At 68.7% G+C, this 19,457-nt stretch carries 17 protein-coding genes; 12 read left to right on the top strand and 5 right to left on the bottom strand.

All coding sequences use genetic code 11. From position 1 onward, the window contains the following. The first annotated feature begins 3 nt into the window (after positions 1–3). Genes gspM through ACE3QP_RS15315 form a run of 6 tightly spaced genes read left to right on the top strand, consistent with a single transcriptional unit; the run spans position 4 to position 6,315 of the window. Positions 4–513 (top strand): type II secretion system protein GspM, encoded by a 510-nt coding sequence (gspM, locus tag ACE3QP_RS15340; protein WP_374437358.1) that lies wholly within the window; start codon positions 4–6, stop codon positions 511–513. Then, a complete protein-coding gene (gene gspN, locus ACE3QP_RS15335; protein WP_374437357.1) occupies positions 510–1,280 on the top strand; it encodes a type II secretion system protein N in 771 nt (256 codons plus the stop codon). The genes gspM and gspN overlap by 4 nt, the downstream gene beginning before the upstream one ends. A gap of 2 nt (positions 1,281–1,282) precedes the next feature. Further along, positions 1,283–3,406 (top strand): type II secretion system secretin GspD, encoded by a 2,124-nt coding sequence (gspD, locus tag ACE3QP_RS15330; protein ID WP_374437356.1) that lies wholly within the window; start codon positions 1,283–1,285, stop codon positions 3,404–3,406. Then, positions 3,406–4,830: a type II secretion system ATPase GspE gene (gspE, locus tag ACE3QP_RS15325; protein WP_374437355.1), complete on the top strand. Its 1,425-nt coding sequence runs from the start codon at positions 3,406–3,408 to the stop codon at positions 4,828–4,830. The genes gspD and gspE overlap by 1 nt, the downstream gene beginning before the upstream one ends. A gap of 19 nt (positions 4,831–4,849) precedes the next feature. Then, positions 4,850–6,064 (top strand): type II secretion system inner membrane protein GspF, encoded by a 1,215-nt coding sequence (gene gspF, locus ACE3QP_RS15320; protein WP_374437354.1) that lies wholly within the window; start codon positions 4,850–4,852, stop codon positions 6,062–6,064. Between the two features lie 14 nt (positions 6,065–6,078). Beyond that, complete coding sequence (locus tag ACE3QP_RS15315; protein ID WP_374437353.1) at positions 6,079–6,315, top strand: hypothetical protein; 237 nt, start codon at positions 6,079–6,081, stop codon at positions 6,313–6,315. 60 nt (positions 6,316–6,375) lie between these two features. Here ACE3QP_RS15315 and ACE3QP_RS15310 read toward each other — a convergent pair whose 3' ends face one another. Next, positions 6,376–7,791 (bottom strand): porin, encoded by a 1,416-nt coding sequence (locus ACE3QP_RS15310; RefSeq protein WP_374437352.1) that lies wholly within the window; start codon positions 7,789–7,791, stop codon positions 6,376–6,378. 135 nt (positions 7,792–7,926) lie between these two features. Here ACE3QP_RS15310 and ACE3QP_RS15305 point away from each other — a divergent pair, with 135 nt between their 5' ends. From ACE3QP_RS15305 to ACE3QP_RS15280, 6 genes are all read left to right on the top strand, one after another. Further along, the gene (locus ACE3QP_RS15305; RefSeq protein WP_374437351.1) at positions 7,927–8,532 is read left to right on the top strand and encodes a UPF0149 family protein; all 606 of its coding nucleotides are present in this window, start codon (positions 7,927–7,929) and stop codon (positions 8,530–8,532) included. A gap of 115 nt (positions 8,533–8,647) precedes the next feature. Beyond that, a complete protein-coding gene (locus ACE3QP_RS15300) occupies positions 8,648–9,649 on the top strand; it encodes an AAA family ATPase (protein WP_374437350.1) in 1,002 nt (333 codons plus the stop codon). Positions 9,650–9,842: 193 nt separating this feature from the next. Then, positions 9,843–10,133: a co-chaperone GroES gene (gene groES / locus ACE3QP_RS15295; protein ID WP_128197167.1), complete on the top strand. Its 291-nt coding sequence runs from the start codon at positions 9,843–9,845 to the stop codon at positions 10,131–10,133. 41 nt (positions 10,134–10,174) lie between these two features. Next, positions 10,175–11,815, top strand: a complete 1,641-nt coding sequence (gene groL / locus ACE3QP_RS15290) for a chaperonin GroEL (protein ID WP_374437349.1) — start codon at positions 10,175–10,177, stop codon at positions 11,813–11,815. 103 nt (positions 11,816–11,918) lie between these two features. Next, positions 11,919–13,847 (top strand): DUF1631 family protein, encoded by a 1,929-nt coding sequence (locus tag ACE3QP_RS15285; protein ID WP_374437348.1) that lies wholly within the window; start codon positions 11,919–11,921, stop codon positions 13,845–13,847. A 5-nt stretch (positions 13,848–13,852) separates the two neighbouring features. Then, the gene (locus ACE3QP_RS15280; protein WP_374437347.1) at positions 13,853–16,060 is read left to right on the top strand and encodes a patatin-like phospholipase family protein; all 2,208 of its coding nucleotides are present in this window, start codon (positions 13,853–13,855) and stop codon (positions 16,058–16,060) included. A 1-nt stretch (position 16,061) separates the two neighbouring features. Here the strand turns inward: ACE3QP_RS15280 and ACE3QP_RS15275 are convergent, their stop codons facing one another. The 4 genes from ACE3QP_RS15275 to ACE3QP_RS15260 all read right to left on the bottom strand — a co-directional run bounded on the left by ACE3QP_RS15275 (position 16,062) and on the right by ACE3QP_RS15260 (position 19,448). Further along, positions 16,062–16,382 carry a hypothetical protein gene (locus ACE3QP_RS15275; protein WP_374437346.1) on the bottom strand — a complete coding sequence of 107 codons (321 nt, stop codon included), beginning with the start codon at positions 16,380–16,382 and terminating at the stop codon, positions 16,062–16,064. Positions 16,383–16,493: 111 nt separating this feature from the next. Continuing rightward, a complete protein-coding gene (locus ACE3QP_RS15270; protein ID WP_374437345.1) occupies positions 16,494–18,419 on the bottom strand; it encodes a PAS domain S-box protein in 1,926 nt (641 codons plus the stop codon). Continuing rightward, the gene (locus ACE3QP_RS15265; RefSeq protein ID WP_374437344.1) at positions 18,416–19,159 is read right to left on the bottom strand and encodes a response regulator; all 744 of its coding nucleotides are present in this window, start codon (positions 19,157–19,159) and stop codon (positions 18,416–18,418) included. The genes ACE3QP_RS15270 and ACE3QP_RS15265 overlap by 4 nt, the downstream gene beginning before the upstream one ends. A 145-nt stretch (positions 19,160–19,304) precedes the next feature. Next, the gene (locus ACE3QP_RS15260) at positions 19,305–19,448 is read right to left on the bottom strand and encodes a hypothetical protein (RefSeq protein ID WP_198109666.1); all 144 of its coding nucleotides are present in this window, start codon (positions 19,446–19,448) and stop codon (positions 19,305–19,307) included. Positions 19,449–19,457: the final 9 nt, after the last annotated feature.

Here is a 19,457-nt window from a genome sequence, read left to right as displayed (position 1 = left end):
CTCATGAACGCCCCCCGTCTGCCCACCGCCCTGCAACCCGCCTGGGCCCGCGCCCGGCAACAGTGGCAGGGCCTGGCGCCGCGCGAGCGCCTGGGCCTGCAGCTGGCCGCGGCTGCCCTGCTGGTGCTGGCCCTGTTCTGGCTTGGCATCCAGCCCGCCTGGCGCACCTTGCGTCAGGGCCCGGCCCAAGCATCCCAGTTGGAGGCCCAGCTGCAGCAGATGCAGCAATGGGCAGCCGAGGCGCAGCAGCTGCGCCAGCTGCCCGCCGTGCCGCCGGCCCAGGCCCAGCAGGCCTTGAAGGCCGCCACCGATTTCCTCGGCCCCGGCGCACGCCTGGACCTGCAGGGCGAACGCGCCCGCGTCAGCGTCACCGAACTCAACGGCGAGGCCCTGAACCGCTGGCTGGCCGAGGTGCGCAGCAGCGCCCGCGCCCGTCCCATCGAGGCCCAGCTGCAGCGCGGCCCGCGGGGCTACAGCGGCCACATCGTGCTGGCGCTCGGGGGTGGGCTGTGACGAAGCGCTGGGTCGTGATCGGCCTGGTCTGCGGCCTGCTCATCGCATTGATCTGGCAGGCCCCGGCACGCTGGCTCAGCAGCTGGGTGGCCCAGGGCAGCGAAGGGCGGCTGCAGCTGGTGGAGCCGCGCGGCAGCCTGTGGCGCGGCAGTGCTGGCCTGGTGTTGAGCGGTGGCGCGGGCAGCCGCGACGCCAGCCGCCTGCCCGGTCGCCTGCACTGGCGCCTGAGCTGGCGCAGCGGCCCGCAGCTGCGCCTGAACCTGGACTGCTGCAGTGCCGGCGAGCTGGCGCTGCCGCTCAAGCCCAGCTGGGGTCGCCTGCGCGTGGAACTGCCGCAGCAGCAGGGCCCGCTGCTGCGCCTGCCGGCCGCCTGGCTGAACGGCCTGGGCACGCCCTGGAACACCTTGCAGCCCAGCGGCCAGCTGCGCCTCTCGGCCCAGGCAGCAGCCTTCGAATACCAGGGCGGCCGCTGGCAGCCGCAGGGTCAACTGGACCTGGAGCTGCACCAGTTCGGCTCGCGTCTTTCCACCCTGCCCAGCCTGGGCAGCTACCGCTTGCAGCTGCTGGCCGTGCCGCAGGGCCCGGTGCAGCTGCAATTGCAGACCCTGGAAGGCGCGCTGCAGCTGCAGGGCAGCGGCCGCCTGGAAGGACGCCTGCAGTTCCAGGGCGAAGCGCGCGCCAACCCGGGCCAGGAAGCGGCCTTGAACAATTTGCTGAACATCATCGGCCGCCGCCAGGGCGAGCGCTCGGTGATCACGATCGGATGACGATGAAGACCTCCATCACCCTGCTGCGCGCCGCCACGCTGGGCCTGAGCCTGGCCCTGCCCACGCTGCCCGCGCTGGCCACTGGCCCGGCGCTCAAGTCCGACGCCCCGGTGGCGCTGAACTTCGTCAATGCCGACATCGAGGCCGTCAGCCGCGCGATGGGCAATCTGCTGGGCCGCAACATCCTCGTCGACCCGCGCGTCAAGGGCACCATCACGCTCTATGCCGAGCAGCCGCTGAAGGCCCAGGACGCCTTTGCGCAGTACCTGGCGGCGCTGCGCGGCCTGGGCTTCTCAGTGGTGGACGTGGCCGGCATCCTCAAGGTGCTGCCCGAGGCCGACGCCAAGCTGCAAGCCACCACGGTGGCGGTGGACGAGCTGAAGGTGCGCGGTGATCAGATCCTGACCCAGGTCTTCCTGCTCAAGCATGAGAACGCCAACAACCTGGTGGCGGTGCTGCGGCCCCTGGTCAACGTCAACAACACCATCAACGCCAACCCGGGTAACAACAGCCTGGTCATCACCGACTACGCCGACAACCTCAAGCGCATTGCCAAGATCGTGGCGGCGCTCGACAGCCCCGCCAGCTCGGATGTCGAGGTCGTGCCGCTGCAGCATGCGGTAGCCAGCGACATTGCCGGCCTGGTGCAGAAGCTTGGCGAAGGCGCGGCCATTCCCGGCGCCGCGCCGGGCGCTGGCGGCACCACCAGCGTGATTGCCGACCCGCGCGCCAACACCCTGATCCTGCGCGCCCCCAATGCCGCACGCCTGGAGGCGCTGAAGGCCCTTGTGCTGAAGCTGGACCGCCCGGGTGGCGGCGCCACAGGGGGCATCCACGTCGTCTACCTGAAGAACGCCGACGCCGCCAAGCTGGCCCAGGTCCTGCGGGCGGCCTTCGGCGCCCAGAGCAGCGGCAGTTCGGGCGGCAGCAGCGGCGCGGTGGGCTTTGCTGCAGCGGTGGGCGCGGCGGCTCAGCCGCAAATGCCCAATTTGGCCAATGCGGGCAACAACAGCGGTGCCACCAGTGCTGCGGCCACGGCCCCGGTCGCGCAATCCGCGGGCCCTTCGACCGGCGGCTTCATCCAGGCCGATCCCTCGACCAATTCGCTCATCATCACGGCGCCGGAACCGCTCTACAAACAGGTCCGCGCCGTTATCGACCAGCTCGATGGCCGCCGTGCTCAGGTCTACGTCGAAACCATGATCGTCAAGGTGGATGCCAGCAAGGCCGGCCAGTTCGGCGTGCAATGGCAGCACCTGTTCGGCACCGACAGCAAGACCGGCGGCATCTCCGGCACTAACTTCGGCAGCGGCAACTCGAACATCCTGGGCCTGATTGCCAGCGTGATTTCCGCCAAGGGAGGCACGCTGCCCAGCACCGGCCCCTCGGCCGGCCTGAACCTGGGTCTGGCGCACAAGGTGGGCGAGCGCTTCACACTGGCCGCACTGGCCAACTTCCTGGAAACCGAGACCGGCGCCAACATCCTCTCCACGCCCAATCTGGTGGCGCTGGACAACGAGGAGGCCAAGATCGTCGTCGGCCAGAACGTGCCCTTCGTGACCGGCAGCTTCACCAATACCGGCGGTACGGGCAACGCCGCCAACCCCTTCCAAACCATTGAGCGCAAGGACGTCGGCCTGGTGCTGCGCGTCAAAGCGCAGATCGGTGAAGGCGGCGCCATCCGCATGGTGGTCTATCACGAGAACTCGTCGGTGGTGCCAGGCAGCTCCAGCAGCGCCGGCCTGATCACCGACAAGAACGCCATCGAGACCACGGTAACGGTGGATGACGGCGGCCTGCTGGTGCTGGGCGGCCTGATCAAGGACGAATACACGGACGGCAACGACGGCGTGCCTGGCCTGTCCAAGATTCCACTGCTGGGCAATCTGTTCAAGAGCGAAAGCCGCAAACGCGTGCGCTCCAACCTGATGGTCTTCCTGCGCCCCACGGTGCTGCGCACGGCCGACGAGGCCACCGGCCTGACTCTGAGCCGCTACGAGCAGATCCGCGCGCACCAGCAGGCGGCGCAGCCGGCCGCCACAGCCGTGCTGCCCGACACCGGCGCCCCGGTCCTGCCCGCTCAAACCACCGTGCCGCCCAAGTCCACCGGCCCGGTCGCCCCCTGATGGCCACCAGCCGCTACCCCCTGCCCTACGCCTTCGCCAAGGCGCAGCTGCTGCTGCTGGAGGACACCCAGGACGAACTGATCCTGTGGGCCCCGCAGCCCTTGCCGCTCAGCGCCGTGTCCGAGGTGCAGCGTCTCCATGCCGTCGACCGCCTGGAACATGAGGACCCGGGGCGGCTGCGCGAGCGCATCAGCGCGGCCTATGCTGGTAACGAAAGCAGCGCCGCCACCGTGGTGGGCGAAGTGGAATCGGCAGTGGACCTGAGCCGTCTGCTGCAGGACCTGCCCGCGGTGGAAGACCTGCTCGAGGCCGCCAACGACGCGCCCATCATCCGCATGCTCAATGCGCTGCTGACGCAGGCCGCCAAGGACGGCGCCAGCGACATCCACATCGAGCCCTACGAGCGCAGCAGCTCGGTGCGCTTCCGTGTCGACGGCTCGCTGCGCGAGATCGTGCAGCCCAACCGCGCGCTGCACGCTGCGCTGATCAGCCGCCTGAAGATCATGGCCGAGCTGGACATCGCCGAGAAACGCCTGCCGCAGGATGGCCGCATCTCGCTGCGCATTGGCGGACGTGCCATCGATGTGCGCGTCTCCACGCTGCCTTCCGCTCACGGCGAGCGTGCGGTGCTGCGTCTGCTCGACAAGAGCGAGAGCAAGTTCAGCCTGGAAGGCCTGGGCATGGACGGCGCGGTACTGAGCCAGTTCAAGCGCCTGACCGCGCAGCCCCATGGCATCGTGCTCGTCACCGGCCCCACCGGCTCGGGCAAAACGACCACGCTCTACGCCGCGCTGCAGACGGTGGACACCGCCGGCACCAATGTGCTCACCGTCGAAGACCCGATCGAGTACGAGCTGCCGGGCATCGGCCAGACCCAGGTCAACGCCAAGATCGAATTGACCTTCGCCAAGGCCCTGCGCGCCATCCTGCGCCAGGACCCGGACGTCATCATGATTGGCGAAATCCGCGACTTCGAGACCGCGCAGATCGCCATCCAGGCCTCGCTGACCGGTCACCTGGTGCTGGCCACCCTGCACACCAACGACGCGCCCTCGGCCGTCACCCGCCTGACCGATATGGGCGTCGAACCCTTCCTGCTGAGCTCCAGCCTGCTGGGCGTACAGGCGCAGCGCCTGGTGCGCAAGCTCTGCGGCAGCTGCAAGCGCCAGGACGAGCAAGGCCATTGGCACCCGGTGGGCTGCCCGGAATGCAGCCACACCGGCTACAAGGGCCGCACCGGCGTGTACGAACTGATGGTGGCCGACGATGCCATCCGCGGCCTGATCCACAACCGCGCTGCCGAGTCCGAACTCTGGGCGGCGGCGCGAGCCAAGGGCATGCGTTCGATGCGCGAGGACGGCGAGCGCCTGGTCAAGGCCGGCGTCACCTCGCTGGAAGAAGTCTTGCGCGCGACCCGCGACTGAAGTCATCGCCCGCTGACCCATGCCCGCCTTCAAGTACGAAGCCCTGAACGCCGCCGGCAAGACGCAGAACGGCCTGATCGAGGCCGACAACGCGCGCGCCGCACGCGCCCTGCTGCGCGAGCAGAAGCTCACCCCGCTGGCCGTCGAGCAGGTGGCGCAGCAGAGTGGTCAGGAGGGCCGTTGGACGCTCAAGGCCAAGGTGTTCTCCAGCAGCAGCTTGGCCGTGTGGACGCGCCAGCTCGCCGGTCTGGTGGGCAGCGGTTTGCCGCTGGAGCGTGCGCTCACCGCCCTGGCGGACGAAGGCGAGCACCCACGCCAGCGCGAGCTGATCGCCCAGCTCAAGGCCGAGGTCAACGCCGGCGCCTCCTTCGCCCATGCGCTCAGCCAGGCACCGCGCGAGTTCGACGAGGTCTACCGCGGCGTGGTGGCGGCCGGTGAGTCGAGCGGCGCCCTGGGCGCGGTGCTCGAATCCCTGGCCGACGACCTGGAGGAACGCCAGGCCTTGCGCGCCAAGCTGGTGGGGGCGATGGCCTATCCGGCCATCGTCAGCGTCATCGCCATCGTCATCGTCACCTTCTTGGTCACCTACGTGGTGCCGCAGGTGGCGCAGGCCTTCACCACCACCAAGAAGGCCCTGCCGGCACTCACCGTCTTCATGCTGGCCTTGAGCGCCTTCGTGCGCAACTGGGGTTGGGTGTTGCTGCTGGCGCTGACCGGCGGCGGCATCGCGTTGGCGCTGGCGCTGCGTGGCGAAGCCTTCCGCCAGCGCTTCGATGCCGCCTGGCTAAACCTGCCCTTGCTGGGCCGGCTCTCGCGCGGCTACAACGGCGCGCGCTTTGCCGCCACCCTGGGCATGCTGGCGGGCGCCGGGGTGCCCATCCTCAAGGCCCTGCAGGCCGCGGCCGAAACGCTCTCCAACCGTGCCATGCGGGCCGATGCGCTCGACGCCCTGGTGCAGGTGCGCGAAGGCGCCCCGCTGGGCGCGGCCCTGGCCGGCAAGAAGCGCTTTCCCGGCCTGCTGGCCATGTTCGCCCGCCTGGGTGAGCAGACCGGCAAGCTGCCCGAGATGCTGAGCCGCGCCGGCCGTCAGCTCGGCAACGAAGTGCAGCGCCGCGCGCTGGCCCTGGCCACGCTGCTGGAGCCCTTGCTGATCGTGGTGATGGGTGCGGTGGTGATGGTGATCGTGCTCTCAGTGCTGCAGCCCATCATCCAGTTGCAGAGTTTTGTGAAGTAAGGAAGGTGCCGACCATGGCCATGAAGACGCACCAGATCGAAGTCCAGAAGTTCAAGTCCGCCAGCAATTCCAGCCACGGCAGCGTGAGCTTTCGCGTCGACGCCCTCGTCAGCCCCCGGCGGCCGGATGAAGACGACATCGACCCGGCCAGCGTGCTGACGATGAGTGAGGCCAATGCCCGCGTCTTGATGGCCCTGCTGAAAACCCAGCTCGCCGCCTTCGACGGCCGCAAGGCACGCAGCCAGCGCTGAAACGAAAAGGGCAGCCGAAGCTGCCCTTGTTTCGCTTGCGCGGCCTTGCGGCCGCTGCAATCAGAAGCGGTGACGCATGCCGACCGCGAAGTTGTTCGAGTCCTCGCCCGCCTTGGCGGTGAAACCGCCCAGGAAGCCGGCCTGACCCGGGGCAGCCTGGCCCAGCCCCTTGTTGTTGAAGTGGGTCATCACGACATTGAAGTCGGTGCGCTTGGACAGCGAGTAGGTGTAGACCGCGCCGTACGAGTCGGTGTCCGCATTGAAGCGGGTCTTGTCGTCGAAGCGGTTGTAGGCCACGTACACGGTGTGCGGGCCGGTCATCAGCTTGTAGCCGATGCTCATGGCCTGGCCGTCCATGACGAAGGCCTGCTTATACATGCCCACCAGCGAGTTGGTATCGATCTGCGCAGCCAGCACCGTGCCCAGGTTGGAGTTGGGCACCGCAGCGTTCGAGGCGGCGTTGATCTGGGTACGCAGGCCCGGGATGATCTGACCGTTCAGTGCGTTGGTCAGGCCGCTCAGCAGCGCAGACAAGCCCGAGGGGTTCGGGTCGCTGACGTCGTTGTAGAGGAAGCTCAGCTTGCCCGGGCCGACATCCATCGACAGGCCCAGGGTCTGGGTGCGCAAGGAACGCTGGCCCAGCTCGTTCTTCTTGGTGTTGTAGCCCAGGCCAATGGCGAAGGGGCCGCTCTTGTACTGCGCCATGGCGCCGTAGAAGCTGCCTTGCGAGCTGGAACCCTCACCGGCGGCGGCCATGAAGTTGGCCGTCAGGCCGCCGGTCTGGATGCGGTACTGCACCGAGTTGCTCTGGCGGATGTCGATCACCGCCGGTACGGCGGCCACCTGGCCGGCAGCCAGGCTGGACTGGGTGTTCAGCGGATCGAAGGTGGCGTTGATTTCATAGGCCGGCGTGTACTGACGGCCGGCCATGATGGCGCCGGCAGGAGTGACCAGACCCACAAAGGCCTGACGGTCCCAGAAGCGGGCGTTGCCGATGTTGACGCCGAAGGCCGAAGCGGCCAGGCCGCTACCCAGGGTGCCCAGGGCGCTCTGCAGCGCGCCATTCAGGCCGGCGGTGGCGCCACCGATCAGTTGCGCGGCCACCGGGGCCGGGATCTGTGCGGGCAGGGCGAAGGCGACCGGGGTGGCGCCGAAGATGATCTCGCGCTTGCCCCAGCGGTCAGGCACCTGCTGGCCCGAGGGCGGCACATTGCTGTTGGAGCCGGTATCCACTTCGAGGCGGTTTTCCAGCACAGCCAGGGCACGCCAGCCGCCGCCGATGTCTTCATTGACGCGGATGCCCAGGCGCGAGCCGTCCATGATGCCGCTGATGACATGGGTCTTGTCGCCGCCCAGCAGGCCGGTGGTGCGGCTGACGCCGGCATCCAGAACGCCGTAAATGGTGACGCTGGACTGGGCCCAGACCGGGGCCATGGCTGCGGCCAGGGTGCAAAGGGCGAAAGCCGATTTCTTCACAAGGGTCTCCTGCGGGTGGAATAGGGTTGGCGCGCATTGTGACGGCGGCCTCTCGCGGCGCCGGGCGACGTTGCTGAGTTCCAACAGAGCGCGCGGCCAGCGAAGATCCGGCTTTCCCCGATTGCGCCTTGCACCATGCAGCTCCCTCAGTACCAACCCGAATCGCCGCTCGATCCGCTCTCCGACGACGAGCTGTCCGCCCTGGATGATCAGCTTGCCGATCTGCCCGGCGACGGCGCCCTGAACATCGAGGCCCTGGACGGCTATTTGTGCGGCCTTCTGCTGAGCCCGCAGCCGCTGGCCGAGCGCCCCGGCGCGGACTGGCTGCCGCTGATCTGGGGCAGCGAAGGCGCTGATGCCGACCCCTTTGCCAGCGGCAAGCAACGCAAGCGCCTGGTGCTGGCTGTGCTGCGCCATCTGCGCGCGCTCGACCACGAACTGCACCAGAACCCCCAGGCCTGGGAACCCATCCTGAGCGTGGCGGAGGACGATGAGGGCGAATGGGTGGACGCGTTGGACTGGTGCGCCGGCTTCATGCTGGCGGTCGATCTGGATGCTCAGGCCTGGACGGCCCGCTTCCAGGACCCGGAATGGGCGGAGCTTCTGGCCCCCATCGCCCTGCTGGGCGCCGATGAAGAGACGCTGACGGATGCCGACCGCGCACGTCTTGACGATTTGTCCGAGTTGGACGCCTTGAGCCGCAGCGTGCCCGAAGCTGTGTTGGGCATGGCGGCGCGCTGAACCCGGCCGGGGCGTGCATCTGCCGCGCCGGATCGACCCGCTGCGGGCTGCTCCGCCTTCACAAATCGGCCCGGCGTCCGTAAAAGAAGGCGTCCGCTGATTTCCGGAGGCGCTGATGAGCCGTACCGCCCTGGCCTGTGTGCCCTGCCCCCACCCGCGCATCCCGCTGGCGCAGATGCGTACCGTCTACGACTGTGAGGAGGTCCAGACCAAGCTGGACAAGCTCATCGCCCAGGAGCACGCGCCGCTCAAGGCCACCTACGAGCGCATGCTGTCCAAGGGCGCGCAGCGCTTCCAGGTCAAGCCCAGTGGCCTGCCGGTGATGGCCGAGCTCTACGAGGAGCTGCCGAACTTCCACGACGTGCTGGACGACGTGCGGCGCCAGATTGCGCTGTGCGCCGACAGCGGCGACGCCCTGGAGATCACGCCCTTGCTGCTGCTCGGCCCGCCCGGCGTGGGCAAGACCCACTTCGCCCGCCAGCTTGCCGAGCTGCTGGGCACCGGCATGGGCTTTGTCTCGATGAGTTCGCTCACCGCTGGCTGGCTGATCGGCGGCGCCTCCAGCCAATGGAAGGGCGCCAAGCCCGGCAAGGTCTTCGAAGCCCTGGTGGACGGCCAGTACGCCAACCCGGTGATGGTGGTCGACGAGATCGACAAGGCCGCCGCCGAAGCCAGCTACGACCCGCTGGGCGCGCTCTACAGCCTGCTTGAGCACGACACCGCCCGCGCCTTCACCGACGAATTCGCCGAGGTGGCGCTGGACGCCAGCCAGCTGATCTGGGTCGCCACCGCCAACGATGCCCGCGCCATCCCCGAGCCCATCCTGAACCGCTGCAATGTGTACGAGATCGAAGCGCCCGATTTCGAGGCGGCGCGCGGCATTGCCCGGCGGCTGTACCGGAACATCCGCGGCGCACACGAGTGGGGCCGGCAGTTTGGCGAGGAGCCGCTGGAGTCCGTGCTGGATGCGCTGGCCGCCGTGCCGCCCCGCGAGATGCGACGCGCCTGGATGACGGGCTTTGGCAATGCCAAGCTGGCCGCACGCGGAGAGGTGCAGCTGGCTGACCTGCCGGCGGCCGGCAGCGGCCGGCGCGGGCCGCTGGGATTCACCAGCTGACCCGCCCCCTTCTCTTCACTTCGCCCACCCCACCGCCGGCCGTGCGCCGGCGGTTTTGTTTCGGCACCCCCTTGAAGCCTGGAGAGGCGCCCCTATACTTGCGTCTACTAGCACTCACAACCATTGAGTGCTAACAGTTCGGCGGCCCTGGTCCCCACCTCGCGCCGCTCCGTTTTTTCTGCAAGGAGAACCCATGAAGCTGCGTCCCCTGCACGATCGCGTGATCGTGAAGCGCCTGGAAAACGAAACCAAGACCGCCTCGGGCATCGTGATCCCCGACAACGCCGCCGAGAAGCCCGACCAGGGCGAGGTGCTGGCCGTCGGCCCGGGCAAGCGCAATGACAAGGGTGATTTCGTTGCCCTGAACATCAAGGTCGGTGACCGCGTGCTGTTCGGCAAGTACAGCGGCCAGACTGTCAAGGTCGATGGCGAAGAGCTGCTGGTGATGAAGGAAGACGACCTGTTCGCGGTCGTTGAAAAGTAATCCGGCACCCGCCTCACTGAACTGAATTCGGAGATAGACACATGGCAGCAAAAGACGTCATTTTCGGCGGCGAAGCCCGCGCTCGCATGGTTGAAGGCGTGAACATCCTGGCCAACGCGGTCAAGGTCACGCTGGGCCCCAAGGGCCGCAATGTGGTGCTGGAGCGCTCGTTCGGCGCCCCCACCGTGACCAAGGACGGTGTGTCCGTGGCCAAGGAAATCGAGCTGAAGGACAAGCTCCAGAACATGGGCGCCCAGATGGTCAAGGAAGTGGCTTCCAAGACCAGCGACAACGCCGGTGACGGCACCACCACCGCCACCGTGCTGGCCCAGGCCATCGTGCGCGAAGGCATGAAGTACGTGGCCGCCGGCATGAACCCGATGGACCTGAAGCGCGGCATCGACAAGGCGGTCACCGCCCTGGTCGCCGAGCTGAAGAAGGCCTCCAAGGCCACCACCACCAGCAAGGAAATCGCCCAAGTCGGTTCGATCTCGGCCAACAGCGACGAGTCGATCGGCCAGATCATTGCCGACGCGATGGACAAGGTTGGCAAGGAAGGCGTCATCACCGTCGAAGACGGCAAGAGCCTGAACAACGAGCTGGATGTCGTCGAAGGCATGCAGTTCGACCGCGGCTACCTGTCGCCCTACTTCATCAACCAGCCGGAAAAGCAAGTTGCCCTGCTGGACAACCCCTTCGTGCTGCTGCACGACAAGAAGATCAGCAACATCCGTGACCTGCTGCCGACGCTGGAAGCCGTCGCCAAGGCTGGCCGTCCGCTGCTGATCGTCGCCGAAGAGGTCGACGGTGAAGCCCTGGCCACCCTGGTGGTCAACACCATCCGCGGCATCCTGAAGGTCGTCGCCGTCAAGGCTCCGGGCTTCGGCGACCGCCGCAAGGCCATGCTGGAAGACATCGCCATCCTGACCGGTGGCAAGGTCATCGCCGAGGAAGTCGGCCTGACGCTGGAGAAGGTCACCCTGGCCGATCTGGGCCAGGCCAAGCGCATCGAAGTCGCCAAGGAAAACACCACCATCATCGATGGCGCCGGTGCCGCGGCCGACATCGAAGCCCGCGTCAAGCAGATCCGCATCCAGATCGAGGAAGCCACCAGCGACTACGACCGCGAGAAGCTGCAAGAGCGCGTGGCCAAGCTGGCCGGCGGCGTGGCCGTCATCAAGGTCGGTGCCGCCACCGAAGTCGAGATGAAGGAAAAGAAGGCCCGCGTGGAAGACGCGCTGCACGCCACCCGTGCCGCCGTTGAAGAAGGCATCGTCGCCGGCGGCGGCGTGGCCCTGCTGCGTGCCCGTCAGGCTGCTGGCGAGATCAAGGGCGCCAACGCCGACCAGGACGCCGGCATCAAGCTGGTCCTGAAGGCCATCGAAGCGCCGCTGCGCGAGATCGTGTTCAACGCCGGTGGCGAGCCGAGCGTGGTCGTCAACGCCGTGCTGAACGGCTCGGGCAACTACGGTTTCAATGCCGCCAACGACACCTACGGCGACATGATCGAGATGGGCATCCTGGATCCGACCAAGGTGACCCGCACCGCGCTGCAGAACGCCGCCTCGGTGGCCTCGCTGATGCTGACGACCGAAGCCATGGTCGCCGAAGCGCCGAAGGAAGACGCTGCTCCGGCCATGCCGGGTGGCGGCATGGGCGGCATGGGCGGCATGGACATGTAAGACCCGCACGCGTACCCCTTGGGGTGCGCACTGCGGCAATCCTGCCTGTGTGGAAGGGCTTCGCCTTAGGGCGAAGCCCTTTTTGCTTTTCATAATGCAGCGCATGAACCCGCATCCGCTGCTAGGCCCGCTGGTCGACATCGTTCTGGCGAAATTGCCCGAGTTGGGTCGCAATCTGCAGGAATCGATCCAGCAGGCCATCAAGCTCAAGCACCTCGGGCTGCAGGAGGCCTGGAACCGCCGCCGTTCGCGCTTCCAGTTCGAGTTCGAGACCAGCCTGCGCCCGCTGCTCGCGCAGGCCCGTCAAGGCGTGGACCCGCTGGCGCCGAAGCGTCATGTCGGCATGAACGAGCTGGCCCTCGTGGACGAGCACCAGGCGCTGCGTGATGTGGGCGTGGCCCATGTGGTGGAGTTGGCCAACGAGGCCAGCCGCACCGAGCTGTTCCAGCTCAACAACTTCTTCGCTGGCCTGGCGCGCAAGGATGCGCGGCCGGCGCGCGAACCCAATCTCTTGCGCCCGGCCCTGTTCGCGCGCGCGCTGGCCGACGCCCTGGCCGGCCCCGATCTGCGCGCCGATGGCCATTACGCGCTGATGCAGGCCGTAGCGCCTGCCATGGCCGGCGCGCTGGTGCCGGTCTACCAGGCGCTCACCGCGGAACTGCAGCGGCACAACCTGACGGAGCTGGTCAGCACCACGGACATCAGCCGGGCCGACCGGCGCCCCTACAGCAGCGTGCCCGGTGGCCTGGACCAGTTGCGCGCGCGCGTCGACGCCATCGAAGCGCACGATGCGGCGACAAGTGCGTCCAAGCCCGGCGGGGGCGATCTGCTGAAGCGTCTCTACGACCAGATGCTGGCGGACCCCAAGTTGCTCCCCCCGGTCAAGGCCCAGCTTGCACGCCTGCAGGTGGTGGTGGCCCGCCTGGCTCAGCAAGACCCGCAGCTGCTGCGCCAACAGGACCACCCGACCTGGCGTCTGATCAATGCCGTGGCGGCCTACGGCGCTGCCTTCCACGACGGCAGCGACAAGCGCCTGCGCGACTTCCTGCAGTTCCTTGACGATCAGACAGAGATGCTGCTGGCCGCGCCCGCCCTGGGACGCCAGCAGTTCGAAAACCTTCAGCGCCTGCTGGACGCCTTCATTGCACGCCAGGCACGCGAGCGCAGCACGCCTTCCACCGTGGCCCTGGCCGCCCTGGAGCGCGAACGCCAGCGCCATGAGTGGACGAACATGCTGCGCGAGCAGCTTGACGCCCAGCTGCACGGCGCACGCATCAGCCCCTCGGTGCGCGAGTTCCTGCTCGGCATCTGGATCGAGGTGATCGTGCAGGCCATGGTGCTGGACGGGCATGAGTCACCGGCCGTGATGTCGCTGATCCAGGTCGTCGACGACCTGGTGGACAGCCTGCAGCCGGTGCGCACCGACGAGGAACGCGAGCGCTTGCGCCAGCGCCTGCCGGCGCTGATCGCGCGCATCTCGCATGGGCTGAGCGGCATCGCGCTGTCGGACAGCAAGCGCGAGGCCATCCTCAACGGGCTGGCCGGCCAGCATGCGCGCGCGCTGCGCGGAGTGGCGGCCGAGCCACGCCGCGCAGCCGCGCCGCCCATCCAGCCCGCCGGCGGGGCGCAAGACAGCGAGGTGCGACGCCTGCTGGACGAACGCGAGAGCCAGTACTCGTCGGTGTGGGCGCACGCCGAAGTCAATCGCGCCGAGTTGCCGACCCAGCCTCTGCCCCTCACAGGCGTGCCCGACGAACAGGCGCGCCAATCCATCGAGGTCTGGATGCGCCAGCTGGCGGTCGGCGGCTGGTTCCACATGTTCGTGCAGAGCCATTGGCTGACCACCCAGCTGGTCTGGATCAGCGAAGGCCGGCAGTTCTTCGCCTTTGTCGGCCAGGATGCCGACGAGCGCCACTCACTCACCGCGGGGGCGCTGGAGCAGCTCTACGCCAAGGGTCTGGTGATGTACCTGGAGCAGGAAGGCCTGCTGGAGCGCGCGGTTGCCACGCTGATGCAGAACCTCGACCCGTGAGGTGGGTGTGGGGAATTGCCCTGCTGCTGATTGCGGCCGGGGCAGGTGCGGCCGAAGTGCCCGGCGTGGCCGAGCGCCCGCGCATCGGCCTGGTGCTCTCGGGCGGCGGTGCGCGCGGGCTCACGCACATCGGCGTGCTCAAGGTGCTGGAGCGCGAGCGCATCCCGGTCGACCTGATCGCCGGCACCTCGATGGGCGCCATCATCGGCGGCCTCTATGCCAGCGGCATGGACGCCGCCAGCCTGGAACGCGAGCTGCTGCTGCTGGACTGGGCGCAGGTGTTTGCCAGCCGCGTCGACCGCCAGCACCTCTCGCTGCGCCGCAAGGAAGAGGACTTCGCGTTCTCAGATGCGGTGGAACTCGGCGCCCGCAACGGCGAGCTGCGCGCCCCGCAGGGCACGGTCTCCAGCCGCGGCCTCGAGGTGCTGCTGCGCCGGCTGACGCTGCCGGTGCGGGAGCACACCCATTTCGACCGCCTGCCCACGCCCTTTCGCGCTGTGGCCACCGACATGGAGACCGGCGAGGCCCTGGTGATGGACCAAGGCGACCTGGCGCTGGCCCTGCGCGCCTCGATGAGCGTGCCCGGCGTGTTCGCCCCCATCGAGCGCGAGGACCGTCTGCTGGGCGACGGCGGCCTGGTCAACAACCTGCCCGTTGACGTGGTGCGGCGCATGGGCGCGCAGCGGGTGATTGCCGTGAATGTGGGCACGCCGCTCTCGGGCCGCGCTGCGCTCGGCAGCCTGCTGGGCCTGACGACCCAGATGATCAACATCCTCACCGAGCAAAACGTCAAGCGCAGCCTGGCCACCCTCTGGGATGAGGACGTGCTCATCAGCCCCGGCCTCGGCGAGCTGAGCTCGGCGGACTTCGAGCGCGCGGCCGAATTCATTCGCATCGGCGAGGCCAGCACCGAGGCCCTGCTGGCCGAGCTGCGCCCGCTCGCGCTGGGCCCGGCCGACTACGCGCGCTGGCGCCAAGCGCGCAGCCGCAGCGAGCCTCCCAGCCCGCGCCTGGCCGCGCTGCGCTTCGAGGGCAGCGAGATCACCCGCCCCGAGCGCTGGCTGCCGGTGCTGGCCAGCCAGGCCGGCGCCGCCTTCGACGCCACCAAAGCCGTGCGCGACACCCGCCTGCTGGCGGCCAGTGGCGACTACGCGCGCGTCGACTTCCGCCTCGAACCCGGCCCCGCGGGCGACACCCTGGTGTTCGATCTGGAAGACAAGCCCTGGGGGCCGCACTACTTCAAGATCGGTCTGGACCTGGCCACCGATTCCGAAGGCCTGGGCAGCTTCAATCTGCGCCTGACGCACAACCGCCACTGGCTCAACCGGCTCGGCGCGGAATGGCGCAACCAGCTGGCCATCGGCCGCTCGCCCCGCCTGTTCAGCGAGTGGTACCAGCCCCTTTCCAGCCAATCGGGCACCGGCAGCGACTGGTTCGGCTCCGCCTGGGGCGAGCTGCTGCTGCGCCGCGTGCGGCTGTTTGACGAGCAGGGCACCGAATACGCGCAGTTGCGCCGGCGCGCCTTTGCCACCGGCGTGGACCTGGGCAAGCCCTTCGGGCGCATGGGCGAGCTGCGCATCGGCCCCTGGCAGGAGGCCACCCGCTGGACACGCCTGCTGGGCGAGCTGAGCGCACCCGCCCCGGCCCTGCGTCAGTTGCAGCATCTCTACGGCCTGCGTGCGCAGGCTCGGGTCGATCAGCTGGACGAGGCCAACTTCCCGCGCGAGGGCTGGCGCCTGGTGATGAGCGGCGTGCTGGGCCACCAGACTGGGGTGGACGAACGCGCCCACCGCCTGGAACTGGAGGCCACACAGGCACGCAGCTGGGGCCCCGACACGCTGAACCTGCATGCCCGCCTGGCCCGCACGGAACCGGTGCCAGGCATCCCCGGCGGGCCTTATGCACTGGGCGGCTTCCTGCAGCTCTCGGGCTTGCGCAGCGAGCAGCTCAGCGGCAATGCCCTGCTGCTGTTGCGCGCCGGCTGGTACCGGCGCCTGGCCGACGCGCCGGTGCTGACGCGTGGCTGGTTTTTGGGAGGCTCGCTGGAGGCGGGCAACACCTGGCTGGCGCCGCGGGATATCAGTCTGCGTGGCCTGCGCTGGGGCGCCTCGGCCTATCTGGGCGCAGACACCGGCATCGGGCCGCTCTATCTGGCGCTGGGGCGCGCAAACGACGGCGCCACCAGCCTCTATCTCTTCCTCGGCCGGCCCTGATTCAGGCCAGCTGCGGCTGGCGCAGTGCCTGCCACAGCGCTGCCCAGGCCTCGCGCACCGCAGGGCTGAAGCCCGGACCGAGGGCCTGCTCCAGCTCCGGCATCAGGGCCTGGCCCAACTGATCCAGGTCCAGCGCGGCCGGCCAGGCGCGGGCATCGGGCTCGGGCCGGCCCAGACCATGGATCAAGGCATCGATTCGGCCCACCAGGGCCAGCTCGGCCGGCAGCGCCAGCTGTTCACGCAGGCGCGGCGCCCACTGGCCAGCGCGCGGCTGCATCTGGGCCCAGGTCAGGCGCACAAGCTGGAACTGGAAGGGCGACATGGTGAACTCCGGCGGCAGGGAACAGCCCGAAGTGTGGGCCGGCGGTGTCAACCAGGCGTTTCAAACCCGCGCGAACAGGTTTCAGTTGTTCGCAATCGGTGAATAAGCGCTTCAGCGGAGCAAGCGTTCGACCGCCGCCAGCAGCTCGGCCTTGGCGAAGGGCTTGTCCAGATGCGGGCAGCCCGTCTCGTCCAGGAAGCTGCTGGCACCGGGGCTGAGGGTGTCGCCGGTGACGAACAGCAGGCGGCGCAGCAGCTGCGGATAGCCGGCCTTCAGTTCGCGCCACAGCGCGGCGCCGTCCAGCCCAGGCATGCGCAGGTCGGAGATCACCGCGTCAAAGCGCGCCATCTGCAGCAGCTCCAGGGCTACTTCACCGGTTTCGGCGCAGGCCACCTCGTAGCCTGCCCCCTCCAGCAGGGTACGCAGCAGGTCGGCAATCTCAGCCTCGTCGTCCACCACCAGCAGGCGCGCCTGGGCCGGTGCATCGGCGGGCGCTGGCGGTAGCTCGGCCGGCGCCTCACTCTGCCCGCTGATGGGCAGGCTGATGCGGAAACAGGCGCCCTGGCCGGGCCGCGGCGGCTCCAACTGCAGCGCCCCACCATGCTCGCGCACCAGGGAGCGCGAGACCGCCAAGCCCAGTCCGGTGCCCATGCCCTCGGGCTTGGTGGTGAAGAAGGGCTCGAAGATGGTCTCGCGCAGCTCGACCGCTACGCCCGGGCCGCTGTCCTGCACGCGCAGCCAGACGCGCGACTCGCGGCCCGCCCGCGGCTGCTCGACCCCGCTGCTGATGCCCAGCCGGCGCGGCGGCTCGACCTGCGCCAGCGCCTGCTGGGCGTTGACGATCAGGTTCAGCACCACCTGGCCCAGTTGGTCGGCATCGGCATGCACCGTGGGCAGCGCCGGGTCGAGCTGCACATCGAGCTGGATGCCGTGGCTGCGCAAGCCGTACTGCAGCAGATCCAGCGCGGCCCGCACCAGCTCGTTCAGGCCCACCGCAGTCCGCTCGCCCGGGCGGCTGCGCGCCATGTTCAGGAAGGTGCGCACGATCCGCCCACAGCGCTCGGCCGCCTCACGAATGCGCAGCGCATCGTCCGCCAGCGCGCTGCCCTGGGCCTTTTCTTCCAGCAGGCTGGCACGGCCCATGACGATGGCCAGCGGGTTGTTCAGCTCATGCGCCACGCCGGCCAGCAGGCTGCCCATGGCACCCAGCTTCTCGCTCTGGCGCAAGGCCTCGCGCTGACGCTCGATCAGCGCCTGCGCACGCACTCGCTCACTCACGTCGATGATCGAGGCCGTGTAATGGGTCTGCCCCTTGACCTCGATGCGCCACAGCGCCATCTCGATCGGGAAGCGCTCGCCGTCGGCGCGCAGCGCCTGCATCTCCAGGCGCTTGCCCATGATGCGCGGCGCCCCGCCCTGCCCGACCCGGCGCATGCCCTCGTTATGGGCCGCGCGGAATTCGGGCGGCACCATGATCTCGGCCACCGTACGGCCCAGCACCTCGTCACGCTGGCGCTGGAACATGGCCTCGGCGGCCGGGTTGAATTCGACGATGCGGCCCTCGGCGTCACTCGTCACCAGCGCCGCCAGTGCGTGGTCGACGATCGAGGTCTTGATGACCTCGGCACGCAGCGCAGCCTCCAACTGCTCCTGCGCCTCGCGCGCCTGATTCTTGACCTCGGTGAGATCGCGCGCAAAGCCCAGCACCCATTGCACCGGGCGCGCCTGCGCCGGGTAGGGGCGCAGCGACTCCTCGGTGTAGCGCAGGCCGACGCCGGCGTAATCGGCCCAGCCCTCCCAGTGCAGGGTCGCGCCCTCGAAGACCTGGTCGAACACGGCCCGGTTGCGCTCGGCCACGCCTTCGCCGCGGATCTCGCTGACGGTGCGGCCGATCAGCTGCTCGGCGCTCAGACCCAGGAACTCCAGCGTGGCGCGGTTGGCGTAGCAGTAGCGCTGCGCGCGATCGAACACCACCACGCGTGCCGGCACGTCCTCCAGCAGCGCCCGCAGCAGCTCGGCGTCCAGCTCCAGATTCACATGCCCTCGGGCGCAGGCACGAACACGTAGCCGACGTTGCGCACGGTCTTGATGACCTCGGGGCGATCGGGGTTGCGTTCGATCTTGCGGCGCAGGCGCATCACGCGCAAGTCGATCGAGCGGTCGAACACCTCCCAGCCGCGGTTGTGCGCCTGCTCCATGATCTGGTCGCGGTTCAGCGGCCGGTTGGGGTGGCGGGCAAACAGGGCCAGCAGGTCGAATTCGGCGGCGGTGATGTCGATCTCGGCGCCATCGGCACCGAGCAGCTGGCGGGTTTCCAGATCGAGACTGCAGACACCGAAGCGCACACGCTGACTGGGCGCCGGTGCGGCAGCCGCCGCACCTGCAACGGGCTCGGCCGGCTGCAGGCGGCGCGCCACCGCGCGCACGCGCGCCAGCAGCTCGCGCAGCTCAAAAGGCTTGGGGATGTAGTCGTCGGCGCCCAGCTCCAGGCCGACGACGCGGTCGATCGACTCGCTGACCGTCGTCAGCATGACGATGCCGACGCGCGGATGGGTGCTGCGCAACCAGCGCGCCAGCGACAGGCCGTTTTCGCCCGGCATGTTGACGTCCAGCACGGCCAGGTCGGGTACGGTGGTCTCGATCAGGCTGCGCGCCTGCGCGGCATCTGCAGCCTGACGAACGTCCAACCCATGGCGGCCGAAGTACTCGGCCAGCAGACTGCGCAGCTCCGACTCGTCATCCACAACCAGCACACGCAAGGGGGCGGCTTGATTCACGCGGGATTCCTCCTGCGCGGAATGATAGAGAGGCGGTGCGATGGACATGGCGGACGGGCTCTGAGCGGTGTGCCCATGTTGCCCATGCGCCGTATCAGCCCGGTATCAGGCCCACCGGACCCTGTTTCAAATGTTTCAGTGGATATCAGCGCATCCAGCCGATCGCCAGGCCCAGCAGCAGCACCGTCACCGGCAGCAGCCAGTGCGGCAGTTCGCGGCGCGGGGCGCTGGGCAGCTCGTCCAGCAGGTCTTCGGCGAAGGCTTCACTGCGGTACAGAGGGTGTTGCATGGCAGTCTC

This window comes from Inhella sp. (assembly GCF_041912635.1).
Taxonomy (GTDB): Bacteria; Pseudomonadota; Gammaproteobacteria; order Burkholderiales; family Burkholderiaceae_C; genus Inhella.
This window is presented reverse-complemented; position numbering and strand designations above follow the sequence as displayed.